Annotated in this window: 16 protein-coding genes and 1 pseudogene; 7 read left to right on the forward strand and 10 right to left on the reverse strand. The window is 57.5% G+C overall.

Translation table 11 applies throughout. From position 1 onward, the window contains the following. Window positions 1-101 precede the first annotated feature (101 nt). A complete protein-coding gene (locus ACT3IC_RS15475) occupies window positions 102-1,232 on the forward strand; it encodes an MFS transporter (RefSeq protein ID WP_473478064.1) in 1,131 nt (376 codons plus the stop codon). Window positions 1,233-1,237: 5 nt separating this feature from the next. Here the strand turns inward: ACT3IC_RS15475 and xseA are convergent, their stop codons facing one another. Continuing rightward, the gene (gene xseA / locus ACT3IC_RS15480) at window positions 1,238-2,611 is read right to left on the reverse strand and encodes an exodeoxyribonuclease VII large subunit (protein WP_103180700.1); all 1,374 of its coding nucleotides are present in this window, start codon (window positions 2,609-2,611) and stop codon (window positions 1,238-1,240) included. Window positions 2,612-2,770: 159 nt separating this feature from the next. Between xseA and guaB the strand changes: the two genes are divergently transcribed. Together guaB and guaA are read left to right on the forward strand one after the other, a co-directional pair. Beyond that, the gene (guaB, locus tag ACT3IC_RS15485) at window positions 2,771-4,237 is read left to right on the forward strand and encodes an IMP dehydrogenase (RefSeq protein WP_156239545.1); all 1,467 of its coding nucleotides are present in this window, start codon (window positions 2,771-2,773) and stop codon (window positions 4,235-4,237) included. A 63-nt stretch (window positions 4,238-4,300) separates the two neighbouring features. Next, window positions 4,301-5,878: a glutamine-hydrolyzing GMP synthase gene (gene guaA / locus ACT3IC_RS15490; protein ID WP_103180698.1), complete on the forward strand. Its 1,578-nt coding sequence runs from the start codon at window positions 4,301-4,303 to the stop codon at window positions 5,876-5,878. 61 nt (window positions 5,879-5,939) lie between these two features. Here the strand turns inward: guaA and ACT3IC_RS15495 are convergent, their stop codons facing one another. From ACT3IC_RS15495 to ACT3IC_RS15505, 3 genes are read right to left on the reverse strand one after another with little or no spacing between them, the layout of a single operon-like run. Continuing rightward, window positions 5,940-6,689, reverse strand: coding sequence for an alpha/beta fold hydrolase (locus ACT3IC_RS15495; RefSeq protein WP_263950344.1), 750 nt, complete (start codon window positions 6,687-6,689; stop codon window positions 5,940-5,942). 9 nt (window positions 6,690-6,698) lie between these two features. Further along, complete coding sequence (locus ACT3IC_RS15500; RefSeq protein ID WP_156655022.1) at window positions 6,699-6,953, reverse strand: YdgH/BhsA/McbA family protein; 255 nt, start codon at window positions 6,951-6,953, stop codon at window positions 6,699-6,701. A gap of 35 nt (window positions 6,954-6,988) precedes the next feature. Beyond that, window positions 6,989-7,450 (reverse strand): DUF6130 family protein, encoded by a 462-nt coding sequence (locus tag ACT3IC_RS15505; RefSeq protein ID WP_156655021.1) that lies wholly within the window; start codon window positions 7,448-7,450, stop codon window positions 6,989-6,991. A gap of 220 nt (window positions 7,451-7,670) precedes the next feature. Between ACT3IC_RS15505 and ACT3IC_RS15510 the strand changes: the two are divergent. Beyond that, window positions 7,671-8,396 (forward strand): annotated as a pseudogene (locus ACT3IC_RS15510) (SDR family oxidoreductase). Here the strand turns inward: ACT3IC_RS15510 and ACT3IC_RS15515 are convergent. Then, window positions 8,393-9,574, reverse strand: coding sequence for an MFS transporter (locus tag ACT3IC_RS15515; protein WP_473478071.1), 1,182 nt, complete (start codon window positions 9,572-9,574; stop codon window positions 8,393-8,395). The pseudogene ACT3IC_RS15510 and the gene ACT3IC_RS15515 overlap by 4 nt on opposite strands. Before the next feature lie 98 nt (window positions 9,575-9,672). Here ACT3IC_RS15515 and ACT3IC_RS15520 point away from each other — a divergent pair, with 98 nt between their 5' ends. Continuing rightward, entirely contained in the window at window positions 9,673-10,557 is an 885-nt protein-coding gene (locus ACT3IC_RS15520) for a LysR family transcriptional regulator (protein WP_103180693.1), read from the forward strand. Between the two features lie 27 nt (window positions 10,558-10,584). Here ACT3IC_RS15520 and ACT3IC_RS15525 read toward each other — a convergent pair whose 3' ends face one another. Continuing rightward, window positions 10,585-10,791, reverse strand: coding sequence for a YfgG family protein (locus tag ACT3IC_RS15525; RefSeq protein ID WP_103180692.1), 207 nt, complete (start codon window positions 10,789-10,791; stop codon window positions 10,585-10,587). Window positions 10,792-11,137: 346 nt separating this feature from the next. On the opposite strand from ACT3IC_RS15525, the gene ACT3IC_RS15530 reads away from it, so the two are divergent. Next, window positions 11,138-13,378: a sensor domain-containing phosphodiesterase gene (locus tag ACT3IC_RS15530; protein ID WP_103180691.1), complete on the forward strand. Its 2,241-nt coding sequence runs from the start codon at window positions 11,138-11,140 to the stop codon at window positions 13,376-13,378. A gap of 8 nt (window positions 13,379-13,386) precedes the next feature. Here the strand turns inward: ACT3IC_RS15530 and ppx are convergent, their stop codons facing one another. The 4 genes from ppx to purM form a co-directional block, all read right to left on the reverse strand. After that, window positions 13,387-14,928: an exopolyphosphatase gene (gene ppx / locus ACT3IC_RS15535; RefSeq protein WP_103180690.1), complete on the reverse strand. Its 1,542-nt coding sequence runs from the start codon at window positions 14,926-14,928 to the stop codon at window positions 13,387-13,389. A gap of 3 nt (window positions 14,929-14,931) precedes the next feature. Next, complete coding sequence (gene ppk1 / locus ACT3IC_RS15540) at window positions 14,932-16,992, reverse strand: polyphosphate kinase 1 (RefSeq protein ID WP_103180689.1); 2,061 nt, start codon at window positions 16,990-16,992, stop codon at window positions 14,932-14,934. A gap of 193 nt (window positions 16,993-17,185) precedes the next feature. Beyond that, the gene (gene purN, locus ACT3IC_RS15545; protein ID WP_156655018.1) at window positions 17,186-17,827 is read right to left on the reverse strand and encodes a phosphoribosylglycinamide formyltransferase; all 642 of its coding nucleotides are present in this window, start codon (window positions 17,825-17,827) and stop codon (window positions 17,186-17,188) included. Then, window positions 17,824-18,861, reverse strand: coding sequence for a phosphoribosylformylglycinamidine cyclo-ligase (gene purM / locus ACT3IC_RS15550; RefSeq protein ID WP_159340061.1), 1,038 nt, complete (start codon window positions 18,859-18,861; stop codon window positions 17,824-17,826). The genes purN and purM overlap by 4 nt, the downstream gene beginning before the upstream one ends. A gap of 278 nt (window positions 18,862-19,139) precedes the next feature. Here purM and ACT3IC_RS15555 point away from each other — a divergent pair, with 278 nt between their 5' ends. Continuing rightward, the gene (locus ACT3IC_RS15555; RefSeq protein ID WP_103180686.1) at window positions 19,140-20,570 is read left to right on the forward strand and encodes a 6-phospho-beta-glucosidase; all 1,431 of its coding nucleotides are present in this window, start codon (window positions 19,140-19,142) and stop codon (window positions 20,568-20,570) included. The last annotated feature ends 213 nt before the right edge of the window (window positions 20,571-20,783 follow it).

Consider the following 20,783-nt stretch of genomic DNA (forward strand, 5'->3'; position numbering starts at 1 on the left):
TCGCAGCAAAACGGCAGGCAAGTCGGACAAGTCGCGGGGCGAAAAAGTGGCGCACCCGGCGCACAGGGTTTAGGTTTTAACGACCCAACGCGAGGAACGGCATGAAGAAAAACCTGGCTCTGGCCATCACAGGATTTACCTTGATCGCTATCACCTATGGGATGGCGCGCTTTTCATGGGGCATCATGCTGCCGGATATCCGGCAGGCTATCCCTTTCTCGCCGCAGGCCGCGGGCCTGATTGCCGCCTGCAGCTACGGGGCCTATTGCCTGTCGGTTTTTTTCGCCTCGTCTCTCACTGAGCGCTTCGGGCCGCGCTTGCCGGCGGTTCTGGCGGCCTTAACGGCGGCGGCCGGGCTGCTGATTCTGGCGTTCGCCCCTTCGCCGCCGGTGCTGGCCGCGGGCCTGTTCATTGCTGGCCTCAGTTCGGGGCTGGCGTCTCCCGCCCTGGCAGGGGCCGTAAGCATCGGGGTTAACCCCGAGCGGCAAACTCAGGTGAACACCATTATCAATGCCGGGACCAGCGGTGGCATCATTCTGTCGGTGCCGGTGCTGTTTTTTGTGCCGGGAGGCTGGCGGGTTGCCTGCGCGATCTTTGCCCTGCTGGCGTTAGCCTCTCTTCTTCCCGTCTGGCGCTATCTGCCCCGCGCGGGAAGGGCGGGCGAAACGACCCCGGGCTGGCGCAGCCTGATGCATAAACCGGGGATGATTCGGCTCTCCGCTATTGCGCTGGTCAGCGGCATCGCCAGCGCCGCCTGGTGGAGCTTTGGCCCCGAGCTTTTGCAGCGCCATACCAGTCTGGAGGACGCCGCCACCAACATCCTGTGGCTGGTGAGCGGCGGGGCTGGGGTGGCCGCCGTATTTACCGGCAGCCTGGCGAAACGCATCGGCATGCGCGGGGTTTATCGCGGATCGCAGATCTTTATGGCGGGGTCGCTGATTGCCCTGGCCTTCAGCAAGGGCTTTGCCTGGTGGCTGGTACCGGTGGTGGCGATGAGCGGGGCGGGATATGTGATTTTATCCGGCGTGCTGCTGGTTCAGGGGGCGCGGGTCGCGGAGCCTTCGCCTGCGGCCGGGGTCAGCGTCGCCTTTCTGATGCTGGCGGTCGGGCAGATTATCGGCTCGGTGCTCTTTGGCCAGCTGTATGGATTTGTCGGCGCGGCGTGGGCGCTGCTGGCCTTCTCCGCGTTATCGCTGGCGATGGTGATGGTGAGTCCCGCCCCCCGGAATTAACCGCGTCAGGCCTTTTTGCGGGCGCGGGTTTTCCTGGCCGGCGTCACGCCTTTCACTTCGCTTTCCACCCAGCCGTCTGACAGGCGGGTAGTAAGCACATCCCCCGCTTTAACCTGTTTCGTCTGCTTCAGCACTTTGCCGTCGGTTGCCGTGGTCACGCTGTAGCCGCGCGCCAGGGTTGAGAGCGGGCTGACGGCTTCCAGGTGGGTGACCGCATTACCAAAACGCTCGCGGGTGCTGCTCAGGCGGGCACGCAGATTCTCCGCAAGGCGATACTCCAGCTGCTGAATGCGGGTTTGCGCGCGGTAAATACGCGGCTGCGGGTTGTGCTGGTTCAGGCGCTGGGTAACGCGCTGCTGGCGTTGCACCGCCCGTTTAAGCTGACTATCCACCGCCACGTTCATCCGCTGGCGCAGACGTTCCAGCACGGTTTGCTGGCGCGCCAGGCGCAGCTGCGGGTGCTGCTGTTGCAGACGATGATGAAGCTGGGTAAAGCGACGGGTGCGGTTGGCGAGGAAATAGTCCATCGCCATCTCCAGCCGTTGCTGGCCGTTTTGCAGCTGGCGCAGCAGCTCAAGCTGGTTACGGCTTACCACTTCTGCCGCGGCAGACGGTGTGGGGGCCCGCAGGTCAGCAACAAAATCGGCGATAGTGACGTCAGTTTCGTGCCCGACGGCGCTGACTACCGGGATCCGGCTGGCAAAAATTGCCCGCGCCACCCGTTCGTCGTTAAAGCTCCAGAGATCCTCCAGCGAGCCACCGCCGCGCCCGACAATCAGCACATCACACTCCTGACGGGCGTTAGCAAGCGCAATGGCGCGGACAATCTGTCCCGGCGCATCATCGCCCTGCACTGCGGTCGGATAGATAACGACCGGCAGGGAGGGGTCGCGACGTTTCAGGACATGCAGAATGTCATGCAGCGCGGCGCCGGTTTTCGAGGTGATCACCCCCACGCAGTGGGCAGGTGAGGGAAGCGGTTGTTTGTACTGCTGATCGAACAGGCCCTCAGCGGAAAGCGCGGCTTTAAGCTGCTCATATTTCTGCTGAAGAAGCCCTTCTCCCGCAGGCTGCATGCTCTCAACGATAATCTGATAATCACCGCGCGGCTCGTACAGGGTGATACTGGCGCGAACCAGCACCTGCTGCCCGTGCTGCGGACGGAAGGTCACGCGACGGTTGCTGTTGCGGAACATCGCGCAGCGCACCTGGGCTGTATTGTCCTTCAGGGTGAAGTACCAGTGACCGGACGCCGGTTGGGTGAAATTGGAGATCTCTCCGCTGATCCACACCTGGCCAATTTCCTGCTCAAGCAGCAAGCGGACCGTCTGATTCAGGCGGCTGACGGTATAAATTGAGGGGGATTGAGAGGATAACATGTGAGCGGGATCAAATTCTAAATCAGCAGGTTATTCAGTCGATAGTAACCTGATAAGAGGCAATCGCAAGCATTATTTATAAAAAAGTGTGGATGCAATCGGTTACGCTCTGTATAATGCCACGGCAATATTTAACCACCCAGGTCAGAGATATTGCCCATGCTACGTATCGCTAAAGAAGCACTGACGTTTGACGACGTCCTCCTCGTTCCCGCTCATTCCACCGTTCTGCCGAATACTGCCGACCTCAGCACGCAGTTAACCAAGACCATTCGCCTGAACATTCCTATGCTCTCCGCGGCAATGGACACCGTGACGGAAGCGCGCCTGGCTATCGCCCTGGCTCAGGAAGGCGGCATTGGCTTTATTCATAAAAACATGTCTATCGAGCGTCAGGCGGAAGAAGTTCGCCGCGTGAAGAAACATGAATCTGGCATCGTTACCGACCCACAAACCGTTCTGCCAACCACCACCCTGCACGAAGTGAAAGCGCTGACCGAGCGTAACGGTTTTGCAGGCTATCCGGTTGTCACCTCCGATAACGAACTGGTGGGCATCATCACTGGCCGTGACGTGCGTTTCGTCACCGACCTGAACCAGCCGGTCAGCGTTTACATGACCCCGAAAGAGCGTCTGGTTACCGTGCGTGAAGGTGAGTCCCGCGACGTGGTCTTCGCCAAAATGCACGAAAAGCGCGTTGAAAAAGCGCTGGTTGTGGACGACAGCTTCCACCTGCGCGGCATGATCACCGTTAAAGACTTCCAGAAAGCAGAACGTAAACCGAACGCCTGTAAAGACGAGCATGGCCGTCTGCGCGTTGGCGCGGCGGTGGGCGCGGGTGCGGGCAACGAAGAGCGTGTTGACGCACTGGTTGCGGCGGGCGTTGACGTGCTGCTGATCGACTCCTCTCATGGCCACTCCGAAGGCGTTCTCCAGCGTATTCGTGAGACCCGTGCAAAATACCCTGACCTGCAGATCATCGGCGGTAACGTGGCAACCGGCGCGGGCGCGCGTGCCCTGGCTGAAGCGGGCTGTAGCGCAGTGAAAGTGGGTATCGGCCCAGGCTCCATCTGTACCACCCGTATCGTGACCGGCGTGGGCGTTCCGCAGATCACTGCGGTATCCGACGCGGTAGAAGCGCTGGAAGGCACCGGCATTCCGGTTATCGCTGACGGCGGTATCCGTTTCTCTGGTGATATCGCGAAAGCGATCGCGGCCGGTGCGGCAGCGGTAATGGTCGGTTCCATGCTGGCCGGTACCGAAGAGTCTCCGGGCGAAATCGAACTGTTCCAGGGTCGTTCTTATAAATCTTACCGTGGAATGGGCTCTCTGGGCGCGATGTCCAAAGGCTCCTCCGACCGCTACTTCCAGACCGACAACGCTGCTGACAAACTGGTGCCGGAAGGTATCGAAGGCCGCGTGGCCTATAAAGGCTACCTGAAAGAGATCATCCACCAGCAGATGGGCGGCCTGCGCTCCTGTATGGGCCTGACCGGCTGTGGTACTATTGACCTGTTACGTACCAAAGCGGAATTTGTACGTATCAGCGGTGCGGGTATCCAGGAAAGTCACGTTCACGACGTGACCATCACCAAAGAGTCCCCGAACTACCGCATGGGCTCCTGATAAATTTCCACGCCCGGCTATAAGCCGGGCGATTTTGTTTCACTTGCCTCGGAATTAGCGTCAATGACGGAAAATATTCATAAACATCGCATTCTCATTCTGGATTTCGGTTCGCAGTACACTCAGCTGGTGGCACGTCGCGTACGTGAGCTGGGCGTTTACTGTGAACTGTGGGCGTGGGATGTCACGGAAGCACAGATTCGCGAATTCAACCCAAGCGGTATCATTCTCTCTGGCGGCCCGGAAAGCACCACCGAAGAGAACAGCCCGCGCGCGCCGCAGTATGTATTCGAAGCCGGTGTGCCGGTGTTCGGCGTCTGCTACGGCATGCAGACCATGGCGATGCAGCTGGGTGGCCATGTAGAGGGCTCCAACGAGCGTGAGTTCGGCTATGCACAGGTTGAAGTACAGACCGACAGCGCCCTGATCCGCGGTATCGAAGACTCCCTGACCGCCGACGGCAAAGCGCTGCTGGACGTCTGGATGAGCCACGGCGACAAAGTTACCGCTATCCCGTCCGACTTCGTGACCGTTGCCAGCACCGAGAGCTGCCCGTTTGCCATCATGGCGAACGAAGAGAAGCGCTTCTACGGCGTGCAGTTCCACCCGGAAGTGACCCACACCCGTCAGGGCCTGCGCATGCTGGAGCGTTTTGTCATCGACATCTGCCAGTGTGAAGCGCTGTGGACGCCAGCAAAAATTATCGACGACGCCGTGGAGCGTATCCGCCAGCAGGTGGGTGACGACAAAGTGATCCTCGGCCTGTCCGGCGGCGTTGACTCCTCCGTGACCGCGATGCTGCTGCACCGCGCCATCGGCAAAAACCTGACCTGCGTCTTCGTCGACAACGGTCTGCTGCGCCTGAACGAAGCCCAGCAGGTGATGGACATGTTCGGCGACCACTTCGGTCTGAACATCGTTCACGTGGAAGGCGAGCAGCGCTTCCTCGACGCGCTGGCGGGTGAAAACGATCCGGAAGCCAAACGTAAAATCATTGGCCGCGTCTTCGTTGAAGTGTTCGATGAAGAAGCGCTGAAGCTGGAAGATGTGAAGTGGCTGGCGCAGGGCACCATCTACCCTGACGTGATCGAATCCGCGGCATCCGCCACCGGTAAAGCACACGTCATCAAATCTCACCACAACGTGGGCGGCCTGCCGAAAGAGATGAAGATGGGTCTGGTTGAGCCGCTGCGCGAGCTGTTCAAAGACGAAGTGCGTAAGATCGGTCTGGAGCTGGGTCTGCCGTATGACATGCTCTACCGTCATCCGTTCCCGGGGCCGGGTCTGGGCGTGCGCGTGCTGGGCGAAGTGAAGAAAGAGTACTGTGACCTGCTGCGTCGTGCGGACGCGATCTTCATTGAAGAGCTGCACAAAGCTGACCTGTACAACAAAGTGAGCCAGGCGTTCACCGTCTTCCTGCCGGTTCGCTCTGTAGGCGTAATGGGCGATGGCCGTAAGTATGACTGGGTTGTCTCCCTGCGTGCGGTGGAGACCATCGACTTTATGACTGCCCACTGGGCGCACCTGCCGTATGACTTCCTGGGCCGCGTATCCAACCGTATTATCAACGAAGTGAACGGTATTTCCCGCGTGGTGTATGACATCAGCGGTAAGCCACCGGCGACGATCGAGTGGGAATAAATCCCGCCTGTTAAGCGCATATAAATCAAGCCCGCATCGTGCGGGCTTTTTTTCGCTGGCCTCATTTCACCGCTTGCTCAATCACCCGGGCAATCTCCCTGGGATGACTCACCATCGACACATGGCTTGCCGCTACCTCGCTGGTTTTCGCATCAATCGCTTTCGCCATTGCCCGCTCCAGATCCGGGTTGATCATCCGGTCACTCTTGCTGACCACATACCAGCTCGGCTTATCGTGCCAGGCCGCATGCGTGACCTTTTCTGCAAAAGCCTCTGCGCGGATCGGGCCCTGGGTGGCGACCAGTGTGCTTTGCTCGGCCGCATTAATGTCCGGGGCAAAGTCCTGACGTACCGATTTGGCAGGCAAATAGAGAAAACCGTCCGCGGTTTTGGCGATGCCTGCGCTGCCCGGTGGGGCAGGGTAGCAGCTCCCCGCCAGATCCGCCGTCGACTGGCCCGAGTCCGGGGCAAACGCCGCCACGTAAACCAGCGCTTTGACCCGCGCATCGTTACCCGCCTCGCTTATCACCGTGCCGCCCCAGGAGTGGCCTACCAGCACCACATCCCCGTGGGCCCGTGCGATGGCGCGCTGGGTTGCGGCGACATCCTCTTTCAGCGAGGTGAGCGGCAGCTGAACGGCAATGACCTCGGTATGCTGGTGTTGCAGCTTGTCGATCACGCGGTTCCAGCTGCTGCCGTCGGCAAACGCGCCGTGCACCAGAACGACGGTTTTATTATTCGCCAGCGCGGAGCCGCTGGCGGCGGCCAGCAGCAAGCCCACCGCAACGGTATGGATAGACACTTTTTTCATGGTTACGCCTCAGCGATAAATATCGGCGGTGCCGGACAGGGTGTTGTTCCCCCCGGCGGAGGTAATACGAAACGCGCTGGCGCCCGCTTTATCGGCTTTGGCCTGCAGTTTTGCCTCCAGATCCGCCAGCGACGTCGCACCGCTGCTGTCGGAAACGGTGCCAATCTTTTGCTCTCCCTGAGGCTGGTTAATTTCCTGGGCGGCGAAAGCGGAAGAGGTCATTGCGGCAGTGAAGGTCAGGACAGCAATCAGTAATGTTTTCATGGTTTAAATCCTCAAAAATAGGTCAGGGGTTGCGTTCAGTGCATAATCGCGGCATGCGGCGGCACGGTAAATTCAATGGTTTTACGATCAACAGGTTTATGAGTTGGGTCAGCGAGAATAAGGGTCACCTTGTGATGACCTGCGGGTAGCCCCACCAGAATGATCGGTTCACCGCTGGCGTCGGCCCAGTGCCAGGGATTGTCATCCACGATGACGTGGATATGGCCGATGCGCGGCGTCACTTTCAACGCCTCAGGCCCGAACACCGGTTCAATGCGCATGTTCTCTGCGCGGTATTGAATAAAGACCGCGCCTTTACTTAGCGGGCCCGCCAGCGGCGGATCCACAATCAGCTTCGCCGGAGGCTGGGGCTGTTCGAGCGGTGCTACGGCAGCAGGGCCATTCACCTCCGCCGCACTAAGCCCGCTTAACGGTGCGGCCCAGGTACAGCCTGATGACAAGGCGAACAGCGTGAGCAGGACATTTCGATGCATCATCCGGGTATCTCCTCTTCAGGTAATCAGTGACGACAGGTACAGAAAACCATTTTTATGTATCGGGTCTGTTTGCTGTGGGCGGCTTTTTTGTATGGCTGCGTAAGCAGGGGGGCGGGGATACAGTGCGATACATTCCGCGCATGCGCAGGGGAAATTCTGCTGGCAGGGTGTCTGCAGAGGCACCCGGCTGGGTGCTCAAGCCAACAGGAGAATGACCATCATGAATCACGAAAAAGTAGCGTTGATTTTCGGCGGGGCACGCGGGATCGGAGCGGCCACTGCGGCGCGACTGGCGCACGAGGGTTATCGGATTGCCATTACCTAGGTATCACGCCCGGATCGGGCGCAGGCGCTGGTCTCAACCATTGAACAACAGGGCGGTCAGGCGATAGCCATTGAAGCCGACAGCGCAGATGCGGCAGCAATCCAGGCGGCAGTGGATACGACGCTGCGCCGCTACGGCAGGCTGGATGTCGCGGTGGTGAACGCGGGTGTGCTTCGCCCTGGAACGATTGAGGAGTATGCCCTGGCGGATCTGGACGCCACGCTGTCGGTCAACGTACGCGGCGTCTTCCTCGCCATTCAGGCGGCGGTGAAGCCGATGACGGAAGGGGGGAGAATTATCACCATCGGCAGCAATACCGCCGTGCGTACCGGGCATGCGGGCAGCAGCGTTTATGCCATGAGCAAAGCGGCGGTGGCATCGATGGTGCAGAACCTCGCTCTGGATCTGGCGCCACGGCGCATCACCATTAACAACATTCAGCCAGGGCCTGTTGCCACCGATATGACCGCCGGGATGGCGGAGCAGATCGTCGGTAGCATCCCGTTGCAAAGAATGGGCGAGCCGGACGAAATCGCCTCGCTGGCGTCCTGGCTTGCCGGGGCGTCATCCGGCTACATGACCGGGGCAAGCCTGACCATTGACGGCGGATTTGTTCTTTAGTCACTCAGGGCAGGGATGCCCTGGCCCCCACGCGCGGCCTGTCCCTTCACCATCGCCACCGCCAGCCCGGCAATCACCAGCGTCAGCCCCCACGACAGCCACATCGCCCCCATCGTCCCTAAAGCCCGGTTCAGCCACGCATAGGCCAGCGGAGAAGCCGCCGCCATCAGCTGGGCCGGGATCAGCAGCACGCCGGTGCGTCTGGCGTACTCTTCAGGGGCAAACAGCTGCAACGGCAGCGTGGCTTTGACGATGGTCACCAGCCCGTTAATCGCCCCGTAGCCCAGCACAAAACCGGCGGCTGACCAGAGCCAGAGCGTACTGCAGAGCCCCAGCAGAAAGCAGACCGGCATGGCAAGCGCGGTGAGCAGCGTCAGGCGCAGCGGAGTCAGTCCCGCTCCGGCCACCACCTCCAGGAACCGCGCCCCGGTCTGCCCAATTCCCCATAACATGCCGACGGCAACCGGCAGCCCGACGCTGGCGATAAATTCCGGCAGATGGGTCGAGGTGCCGTTAGAGACAAAGGTGATCAGCGCGATAAACGCGGCGTACAGCCAGCCGTTGCGCCGATCCTCTCCCCCGGCAGGGGCGGCGGGTTTGTTGGCTAGAGGGTGAGTTTGATTGGGTAGCGACAGGATTAACGCGGCGCTCAGCAGGCCGAACAGGGCATAGATCAGCAGCGCTTCACGCCAGTTCATGACCATGAGCAGTGCCTCTCCCAGCGGCCAGAAGACCACCGAGGCCAGCCCGCCCGCCAGCGTCACGCGGGAGATCGTTCGCCGCGCCTGCTGACCGTAGAGATTCACTAGCGCCGCAAACAGTGCGTCGTACAGCGACAGGCGCATACCGATGCCAGTTAACACCCAGGCGCTGTACCAGGTCATAAGCGAGTGCGTGTAAGCCATAAGCAGGCAACTCATGGCGATCAGCAGGGAGCCGGTCATCACCACACGCTGGCCGCCGATCCGCGCCAGTAAGCGGGCGACAAACGGCGAGAGGGCAGCCATCACCAGCATGGCGAGCGTCAGGCCCGAGTAGATTTGCGCTGACGACCAGCCGGTATCCGCCGATATCGCCCGGGCAAAGGTGCCGGGCATATAAAAAGAGATCCCCCAGTTGATAAGCTGGTTACAGCCAGCAGTGAGGGAGAGGGCGCGGGGCAGGGCAGGGTTTTTCATTATCTTTCATTCCATCAGGGCGTTATGCTGAGCATATCGGTTGCATCAGGACCCTGGCAGGCCGGTGCGTTTATGGCTCCTATAAGAGAAACTTTGTGATGACGACGCTGAATCTTGGACAGCTGGCGACCTTTCGTCTGGTGGTGCAGCGGGGCAGTTTTTCTGCCGCGGCGGATCTGCTGGGACTTTCGCAACCGGCCGTCAGTCTGCAGATCCGCCAGCTGGAGCAGTTTCTGCAGGCGCGATTAATCGAGCGAACCGGACGGGGGATTAAAGCCACCGCGGCGGGGCTCACGTTACTTACGCACGGCGAGCGCATCGAGCAGGCGGTGGATGAGGCGATACGCGCGATAGGGGCCTTCAGCCATGAGGTGAGCGGCACCATTACCCTCGGAATGGGTGCCACGGCCTGCATCCATCTGCTGCCACCTCTGTTGCAGCAGCTGCGTCAGGATCATCCGCTGCTGCGGGTTGGCGTCACCACCGGCAATACCCTTGAGATTGTTCGCGCTATCGAGGAGAACCGTCTCGATCTGGGGCTGGTGACACTCCCGGCTGCCGGGTCTGCGCTTTCGATCGCACCGGTGATGAATGAGGAGTTTGTCTATATCGCCGCCGGGGAAGAGCAGAGGCAGTTCGGCATGCTGACCGCTGAGCATCTACAGGATCGACCCTTTATCGCCTTTAGTGCGGGAAGCAGTACGCGTACGGTCATCGACGCCTGGTTCCAGGCAAGCGGCGTGGAGGTGCAGCCGGTGATGCAGTCCGGCAGCATCGAAGCGATCAAGCGTATGGTTCGTGTCGGGCTGGGGTACAGCATTATTCCCCGCATGGCGGTCGCCTGCGCGCAGGACAGACAGGGATTATGCGTACAATCGCTTACGCCGGTATTACAGCGCCAGCTGGCTATTGTTATGCGTCAGGACAAAATACTGAGCAAAGGAATGAGCGAAATTATTCGTTTATTACAAACAACAGAATAATTAAATTAACCAATAAAAACCAAACGATTAATTAATTGTCGATGTGGAACGCCCGGCATAATCGACAGAGAGGCTGGATTGCTGGGCCTGTTTTTTCTCCTGATGGTGATACCAGGCACCTATAGAGGAATAGACGAAACGGCCAAGGAAAAAGAAGAAGCTGATTAGCAGTATGATACGCGTCATCCGAGTGTTAAACCGATGTCGTCTTCGCATACGTGTGGCCTGACTCACTGTTGTTTTCCTGATAATACCCTGCGGGCGGTACGCCATTAAGGCATACGGGCGGGCAGGGGTCAATTAATCGTAATGTAAAATTGCGTCAACAACTCACTCACTTAATGTTATGTATAATAATTAACTTATTTACGCCATTGATAATTAGCACAAAAGTGTGGTCAAAAAATGTGAATCTAATTGAGCGATATTAATATTTTTGATTTAAGTCAAATGTCACCCGCCGTTGCTAATTAAAATCTTTTATTCCCTTCGTGTAATCGTTATTCGATGCGCGGCAACAGTGTCAGGTTGGATGCCTGTCTGAATTACCCCCGGGATCAGCGGGTTTACTATGGCATCTATGACTATTTTCACTTTATACAAAAAATACAAAGATCGCTGGTGGGCGCTGCCGATGCTTCTGCCGATCGTGCTGCTGCCCATTGCGCGCTTAGCTACTACCTACACCCAGGTTGAGGGGAGTCTGGTGGTGCTCTACTATATGCCGCTGGCGTTGTTACTCGCGCTCATGCTGTTTTATGGAATGGCGGCAGTGCCGGGCATTATGGTTGCGCTCTTCCTGCACTATTATCCCTCGATTGGCGACTACGAAACGGCGATTGCCATTGCGCATTTCCTGATCCCTATAACTCTCAGTTGGGGCGGATATCGGGTCTTCACACCCCGACGTAATATGACTGCCTATGGCGACGCACGGCTTATCGCGCAACGGATGTTCTGGCAGATGTTCTGCCCGGCCACGATTTTTCTCCTGCTATTTCAGTTCGCGGTTTACCTCGGCGTTTACCAGACGCGGTTTGACCTGGCCGGTATCAGTACTCCCGGGATCCGCTCGCTGATTAACTATCAGGGGTTACTGGTTGGCTGCCTGACAGGGGTGCCCTTCAGCTATGTGATCATCCGCATCCTCCGTCATCCCCGCTATCTGCGCAGCCTGATATCGCAGATTAGGAGCCAGATAGACCGCAAAGTGTCGCTGGCAGAAGCTGTCACCTGGATGTTGATCAACAGTGCCTTACTGGCCCTGCTGTTATGGCCGATTAACGAAAACAGCAGTATCTTCAGTACCAACTACACGCTGTCGCTGCTGATGCCGGTCATGCTTTGGGGATCGATGCGCTTTGGTTATAAGCTGATGTCTCTGATCTGGACTCCAGTGCTGATCGTCTCTATTCACTATTTTTACCGCTACATCCCCTGGTCGCAGGGATACGATATTCAGCTCACCATTACCTCCTCCAGTTATCTGGTCTTTACCTTCGTGGTGGTCTATATGGCGGTACTGGCGACGCGACAGCGGGCCATCAATATTCGCGCCCGTCGGCTGGCGTTTCTCGATCCGGTGGTGCACATGCCAAACCTGCGGGCGCTCAATCGTGCCCTGGGCAAAAAACCCTGGTCGGTGCTCTGTTTCTTGCGCATCCCTGAACTGGAAGTTTTGGGGCGTAACTATGGCGTACTGCTGCGCATCCAGTACAAACAGAAGCTGGCCGCCTGGCTGAATGATTATCTGCAGCCGGATGAGTGCATCTATCAACTCTCGGGTCACGATTTAGTGTTGCGTTTAAATACCGAGCTGCACCAATCCCGTATTGAAGAGCTGGATCTGCACATCAAACGCTTTCGCTTTATCTGGGATGGGATGCCGCTGCAGCCGCAGGTGGGGGTCAGTTACTGCTATGTGCGTTCACCGGTGGTGCATATCTATCTGCTGCTGGGTGAGCTGAGTACCATTGCGGATCTCTCTCTGGCGACCAACCACCCGGAAAACCTGCAGCAGCGGGGCGCAATCAACCTGCAGCGCGGTCTGAAAGACAAGGTTGCGATGATGAATCGCGTGCAGCGGGCGCTGGAAAAAGATGAGTTTACCCTGCTGGCGCAGCCCGTACAGGGCATCCGCGGCGATAGCTATCACGAGATACTGCTCCGCCTGCAAAATGGTGATGCCGGGCTGATCTCGCCCGATATCTTTTTGCCCGTTGCCATGGAGTTTGGCCTTTCGTCGCGAATTGATCTGCTGGTGCTGGAGAAGACGCTTCAGTTTATGGCGAAGAATCGCGAAACGCTCCCGGGGCAGCGGTTCGCCATTAACCTTTCGCCAACGTCCGTTTGCCGGGCCCAGCTGCCGCTTGAGGTCAGCCGGATGTTGCAAAAATATGCCATTGAGAGCTGGCAGCTCATCTTCGAGATCACCGAAAGCAGCAGCTTCGGCAACGCCGGGCTGGCGATGCAGACCGTCAACCATCTGCAGCAGATGGGGTGCCGGATTGCCATAGATGATTTTGGTACCGGCTACGCCAGCTATGCGCGCTTGAAAAACGTGGATGCCGATATTCTGAAGATCGACGGCAGCTTTATTCGTAACATCGTCAGCAATAGTCTGGATTACCAGATTGTCGCTTCGATCTGTCATCTTGCGCGGATGAAAAAGATGCTGGTGGTGGCGGAGTATGTTGAAAGCGAAGAGATCCGCCATGCGGCTGAAGCGCTGGGCATTGACTATTTTCAGGGCTATTTGATTGGCAAACCTGTGCCGCTGGAGAGTCTGCTTAGGGGTGAGGCGCTCGGTATGAGCGCCTGACGGGAAGATTACGCGGCGACGTGCGGGGAGTGCTCTTCTTCAATTTTCAGGCACCAGCCGGTGACGGCGCTCCAGTACTGTTGCTCTTTTTCCAGATCCAGCAAGACCAGCGCATTCTGGCTAAACCAGTCATGCGGGAAACTCAGCGTCCAGTGGTTATCGTCCGTGGTGAGCGTCAGCGTAGGTGGCGTTGTCGTCGCCTGGCGCTGGTTGTTCAGCAGCACGCCCAGACGTAACAGCTGGATCAACGGCAGGAACTGTTTTTTCTTGAACAGCGTAAAGCGCGGCAGCTCATCCAGCTTAACGGCTTTACGATGATAGCGCACCAGCGAGGCCATCATGGTCTGCTGCTCCTGGTTGAAGCCTGGCAGGTCGCTGTGTTGCAGAATGTAGGCCGAATGGCGGTGCATCCCGCTGTGGTTGATATTGAGCCCCACTTCATGCAGCATCGCCGCCCATTTGAGCAGAGCCGCCAGCTGCGGATGCGCCAGTTTCGGGTTCTGGGCTTCCCACTGCTCATACATTTGGGTCGTGGTTTCCAGCACGCGTCTGGCCTGTTCGCGGTCAATATTGTACTGGTTGGCCAGGCTCTGCGCGGTGCGGCTGCGAATATCCTGATGACGGAAACGGCCTTCCATCTCATAGAGTACCCCTTCGCGCAGCGCGCCGTCGGAAAGACGCAGCTCGCGGATCGCCAGCGCATCGAACACGCCACACAGGATCGCCAGACCCGGCACAAACACCGCTTTGCGCTCTTCGGAGAGACCCGGCAGGCTGAGGGCGGTAAAGCTCTTATGCTTGAGCACCTCTTCCATCAGCCTGGTCAGACGCTCAGGGGTAATAAAGCCATCTTTTTCGCCCATCTCCACCAGCACTTCGTGTGCCGCTTTGATCGTACCCGAGGCGCCAAGCGCCACGTTCCAGCCCTGCAGACGGTATTGCCAGGCGAGGGACTCCAGCTTCTGTACCGCGGCCATCCGCGCGCGCTGGAAGTTCTCCCGGCTGATCGCCCCGCCGGGGAAATAGAGTTGGGCAAAGCTGACGCAGCCCATCCGGCGGCTTTCGACCAGATGCGGCTCAAAGTTTTCGCCGATCACCAGCTCCGTCGAGCCGCCGCCAATATCAATCACCAGCTTGCGGCCTTTTTCAGGTTGCGTATGTTCCACGCCCATAAAAATCAGACGGGCTTCTTCGTTACCCGAAATGATTTCGATAGGGTAGGGGATCACCTTTTCCGCGCGCTTTAAAAATTCCGTCGCGTTTGCGGCCTGGCGCAGGGTATGCGTTCCGACAATGCAGACGCTCGACGGGGTGAAACCCTGCAGGCGTTCGGCAAACAGCGACAGGCAGTTCAGCCCGCGCTCCATCGCCTCTTCGCTGAGCATATTGTTCGCATCCAGGCCATCAGCCAGGTGGACGCGCTGCTTCAGACGACCGATGATCTGCATTGCGCCATCCACCTCACGGGCGATGACCATGTGGAAGCTGTTAGAACCAAGGTCGACCGCAGCAAACTCCTGCGGTCGTGGGGTCTTATCGTTTATCGGCATAGGTTAATCGGATTGCTCGAGTGATTTGATATAGTCGTAAATCGCCAGCTGTGCCCGTACTTTACGGCGATTGCCGCGCGGCACATAGCGGTTACTCAGTTCTTTATCGACATAACGTGCTTTTACAGTATCACTTAACAACAGGTCGATAATATCAAGAATTTGTTGCTTCAGCCGCGGATCGAGCAGCGGTGCCGCCACTTCAATCCGGTAATCGATGTTTCGCGTCATCCAGTCGGCGGAAGAGAGGTAAACGCGTTTATCGCCGCCATTCTCAAAAATATAGATCCGATCGTGCTCAAGATAGCGATCGACGATGCTGATGACGCGAATATTTTCACTGATGCCCTCAAGATCGGGGATCAGCGAGCACATGCCGCGGATCAGCAGATTAACCTGAACTCCCGAACTGGAGGCGGCATACAGGCGATCCACCAGTCCTTTATCGACCAGGTTGTTGAGCTTAAGCGTAATGCCGGCCGGCTGGCCGTTTTGCGCGTTGGCGATCTCGCGGTCGATCATGTCATACAGCAGACGACGGGAGTTCTGCGGGGAGACCAGCAGATAGTCGAAATTAACCGGACGATAGGGGTTTTCAATAAAGTTGAAGACCCGACGCACCTCGTTGGTGATCCGCGCATCGGCGGTCAACAGCGAGTAGTCGGTATAGATGCGCGCGGTCTTCTCGTTGAAGTTACCGGTGCCGATGTGGGCATAACGCACCACATCATCACCCTCTTTACGGGAGATGAGGAACAGCTTGGCGTGGATCTTCAACCCAGGGGCCGAGAAGATCACGTGTACGCCCGCTTCGGTCAGACGACGGGCCCAGTGGATGTTGGCCTCTTCATCGAAACGCGCCTGCAACTCCACCACCACGGTCACTTTTTTGCCGTTGTGGGCAGCGTGGATCATCGCATCGATAATGCGGGAATCTTTCGCCACGCGGTAGATGTTGATTTTAATCGCCAGCACGTTGGGGTCGAACGACGCCTGCCGCATCAGCTCCAGTACATGCTCAAAAGTGTGGTACGGATAGTAGAGCAGGACATCGCGCTCGCGAATGGCGTCGAAGCCGTTACGGAACTTATCAAACCAGATATGGCGCAGGCGGGGCAGCGGCTTGTTCACCAGGTTGGCCTTGCCGACGTTTGGGAAGCCGATAAAGTCTTTGAAATTATGATAGCGACCGCCCGGCACGATGGAGTCATAGCGGGAGATGGTCAGCTTTTCGCGCAGCATATCAACCATGGCATCGGGCATATCGCGCTGATAGACAAAGCGCACCGGCTCCGCCGTCAGACGCTGCTTGAGGCTGGATGACATCAGCTCCATCAGGCTGGCCTCCATCTCGTGCACCAGGTCATACTCGGCATCGCGGGTCATCTTCATGGAATAGGCGTTCAGCGCATCGTAGTCGAAGAACCCTTTGAAGATATCGTCCAGGCAGTAGCGCAGGATGTTATCCAGCAGGATCATCGGCTTGCGGCGGCGCGGCGTTTCCGGTGGCAGGTTGACGAAGCGCGGCACCTTGTCTGACGGGATTTCCAGCAGCGCATAGCGGATGCTGTCGCCGCGGATAATCTCCACCGCCAGGTAGGTGTAGTCATCTTTCAGGAACTGCACCAGATCGGTTTCGCGGTTAATCAGAATCGGGGTGATGTGCTGGCGCAGATACTGTTTGAAATAGTGACGCAGCCAGCTCTGCTGGTTAACCGAGAGCTGACGCTCGTTAATCAGGAAGATTTGATTACGCGCCATCTCCAGCAGCAGTTCGTTATACAGGCTGTCAAATTCCTGGTCGGCTTTCAGTACCCGGGACTGGATCTTGCCAAGCAGATGACGCGAATTCGAGTTTAAACCCTGCTCTTCGCTAATGATGATTCGACGCTTCAGTTCAGCGAAACGCACTTTATAGAATTCATCCAGATTATTGGAGTAAATCCCCAGAAAACGCATGCGCTCAATCAGCGGGTTACTTTTGTCGGCCGCTTCCTGAAGCACGCGCTCGTTGAACGCTAACCAGCTTAGCTCTTTCTCGATGTATAACTTTTCCTGACCCATTACTACTCACACTCCAGTTCAATCACAGGACGTGGTAAATCCGTCTCGCCTTTATTATGGCGAGCATTTCCACAATATGTCCAACTGTGTCAGAAAAGTATGACAGTTAAATTTTTTCTTGAGGGATAATAGAGAGTTGGCGGGGCAAAAGGTGCTGTAGGCCGGGTAAGCGATAGCGCCACCCGGCAAAAGTTTACTCTTCCGCCGCGTGACCTTGCGGGGGTAACGGCGCGCCATCCAGCCAGGCGGCGCCGTCGCGCATTTCAAGACGGCCTTCAACGAACCAGCTCACCACCAGCGGGTAGATAGCGTGCTCCTGAGCCTGCACCCGGGCGGTCACCTCCTCTTCACTGTCGCCTTCAAACACCGGCACTTTCGCCTGCAGGATCACCGGGCCGCCGTCCAGTTCGTCAGTAACGAAATGGACCGAGGTGCCGTGCTCCTCATCGCCGTTGTCCAGCACCTGACGGTGGGTATTCAGGCCAGGATATTTAGGCAGCAGGGAGGGGTGGATATTGAGCAGACGTCCGGCATAGTGCGCGACAAACGCCGGGCTTAAGATCCGCATGTAGCCGGCCAGCACCACCACATCCGGGGCGTAGGCGTCAATCTCCTGCACCAATTCGCGGTCAAACGCCTCGCGGCTGGCAAACTGGGCAGCGCTGAGCGCATGCGTGGCAATGCCCGCGAGGCGGGCACGCTCAAGGCCGTATGCATCGGCCTTGTTACTGAATACTGCGCGGAGGGTGCCGTTGATCTTCTTCTGTTTGCAGGCATCGATGATAGCCTGCAAATTACTTCCGTTACCGGAAATGAGCACCACTATATTTTTCATTCAATGACCACACGCTGTTCGGAATCAGATGCTTTGATGATACCGATTTTCCACGCGTTTTCACCTTTCGCCTGCAGCAGCGCCAGGGCATTGTCCACTTCGCTTGCCGGCAGGGCGATAACCATCCCCACGCCGCAGTTGAAGGTGCGATACATCTCATGATCGCTGACGTTACCGGCATCCTGCAGCCAGTTAAATACCGCAGGCCACTGCCAGGAGGATGCGTCGATCACCGCCTGGGTGTTATCCGGCAGGACGCGCGGAATGTTTTCCCAGAAGCCGCCGCCGGTCAGGTGGGCAATCGCGTGAACGTCCACATTCTCAATCAGCGCCAGAATGGATTTCACGTAGATGCGGGTCGGTTCGAGCAGGTGATCGGCCAGCGGTTTACCTTCCAGCTCGGTGGTGAGAGGGTCGCAGCCGCTCACTTCAACAATTTTGCGCACCAGAGAGTAGCCGTTAGAGTGCGGGCCACTGGAGCCCAGCGCAATCAGCACGTCGCCGTCGGCCACTTTGCTGCCGTCAATGATCTCTGATTTTTCGACAACGCCCACGCAGAAGCCAGCCACGTCGTAATCGTCGCCGTGGTACATGCCCGGCATTTCAGCGGTTTCACCGCCCACCAGTGCACAGCCTGACTGCAAACAGCCTTCGGCGATACCGCTGATGACGCTGGCTGCGGTGTCGACGTCCAGCTTGCCGGTCGCGTAGTAGTCGAGGAAGAACAGCGGCTCAGCGCCCTGAACCACCAGGTCGTTCACGCACATCGCAACCAGGTCAACGCCGATGGTGTCGTGGCGTTTCAGATCCATCGCCAGACGCAGCTTGGTGCCCACGCCGTCGGTGCCTGAGACCAGAACCGGTTCACGGTATTTTTGCGGCAGCGCGCACAGTGCGCCGAATCCTCCCAGACCTCCCATCACTTCCGGGCGGCGGGTTTTTTTAACTACCCCTTTGATACGGTCAACCAGCGCATTACCTGCGTCAATATCTACACCGGCATCTTTGTAGCTGAGAGAAGTTTTGTTGGTCACGGCTCAAGTCCCCACGCGATTGCATTGCGATATAAGAAAAATCGGCGCAATTCTAACAGTCCAGGCAAACGTTTGCGAGCCCATTCTGCAACAGAAAATCGTGCGCCTGAAAATCGAGTAAAAATCGCCCCTTAGCATACAAACTTGAACCCGTTCACGAAAATGAAACCGGGTACATTCTTATTCTTGCAACCCTGCCAGTGAATGCACATCATTCCAATGAAACCGGTTTCTGTACTCTTTTTTGCCGATAATTAACGCTGAATGAGGGATATTGCATGTCAGGATTCAAAGAGGGTTTTCTGTGGGGCGGCGCAGTGGCGGCGCATCAACTTGAAGGCGGCTGGCAGGAGGGCGGGAAGGGCACGAGCGTGGCAGATGTGATGACCGCTGGCGCCCACGGCGTCCCCCGCGAAATTACCGACGGCGTACTGCCGGGCAAAAACTACCCCAACCATGAAGCCATCGATTTCTATCACCGGTATAAAGATGACATCCAGCTGTTCGCGGAAATGGGCTTTAAATGTTTCCGCACCTCCATAGCCTGGACGCGTATTTTCCCGAAAGGCGATGAACAGCAGCCTAACGAGGCGGGGCTCCAGTTTTATGACGATCTGTTTGATGAGTGCCTGAAGCATGGCATCGAGCCGGTGATCACCCTCTCGCACTTCGAAATGCCTTATCACCTGGTGAAAGAGTACGGCGGCTGGCGTAACCGCAAACTGATCGACTTCTTTGTGCGCTTTGCCAGCGTGGTATTCGAGCGCTATCAGCACAAAGTGAAATACTGGATGACCTTTAACGAGATCAACAACCAGGCCAACTTCCACGAAGATTTCGCCCCGTTTACCAACTCCGGGCTGAAGTACCAGCCGGGTGAAGATCGCGAGCCGGTGATGTTCCAGGCGGCGCACTATGAGCTGGTGGCCAGCGCCCTGGCGGTAAAAGCCGGACGCGACATCAACCCGTCCCTGAAAATTGGCTGCATGATCGCCATGTGTCCGATCTATCCCCTGACCTGCGCCCCGAACGACATGATGATGGCGATGAACGCCATGCACCGCCGCTACTGGTTCACCGATGTGCACGTGCGCGGCGCCTATCCGCAACACCTGCTGAACTACTTTGCCCGTCGCGGTTTTGCGCTGGATATTACCGAAGAGGATAAAGCGGCGCTGAAGCAGGGCTGCGTGGATTACATCGGCTTCAGCTACTACATGTCGTTTGCCACCAAAGCCACGGAGGACAACCCGCAGCTCGACTACGACGAAAGCAAAAGCCTGGTCTCCAACCCCTATGTACAGAAATCGGACTGGGGCTGGCAGATTGATCCGGTGGGGCTGCGTTACTCCCTGAACTGGTTCTGGGATCACTACCAGCTGCCGCTGTTTATTGTCGAAAACGGTTTTGGTGCCATCGACGTGCTGGAGAGTGACGGCACGGTCAATGACCAGTACCGCATCGACTATCTCAGCGCCCATATCCGTGAGATGAAAAAAGCGGTGGTGGAAGATGGCGTGGATCTGATGGGCTACACCCCGTGGGGCTGTATCGATCTGGTCTCTGCCGGAACGGGCGAGATGAAAAAACGCTATGGCTTTATCTATGTTGATAAAGACAACGAAGGTAACGGCACGCTGAATCGCAGCAAGAAGAGGTCGTTCGCCTGGTATCAGAAGGTGATCGCCAGCAACGGCGAGTCGCTTTAAACGCCCACTGCCGGGTGGCGGCTTCGCCTTACCCGGCCTACAAAACCGTAGGCCCGTGCAAGCGCAGCGCCGCCGGGCGAAAACCCGCACAAAAGCCGGCGATCCCCCGCCGGTTTTTTTTGTCTCTTTTATACTCTCTGACAGACTCTAATTCACTTTGGTTGATCCCGGTCAAGCAAGATGGGTATGGCGCTATCCGAAAAAAGCGGTATA

The sequence above is a fragment of the Leclercia sp. GHBNCSD genome (assembly GCF_055805075.1).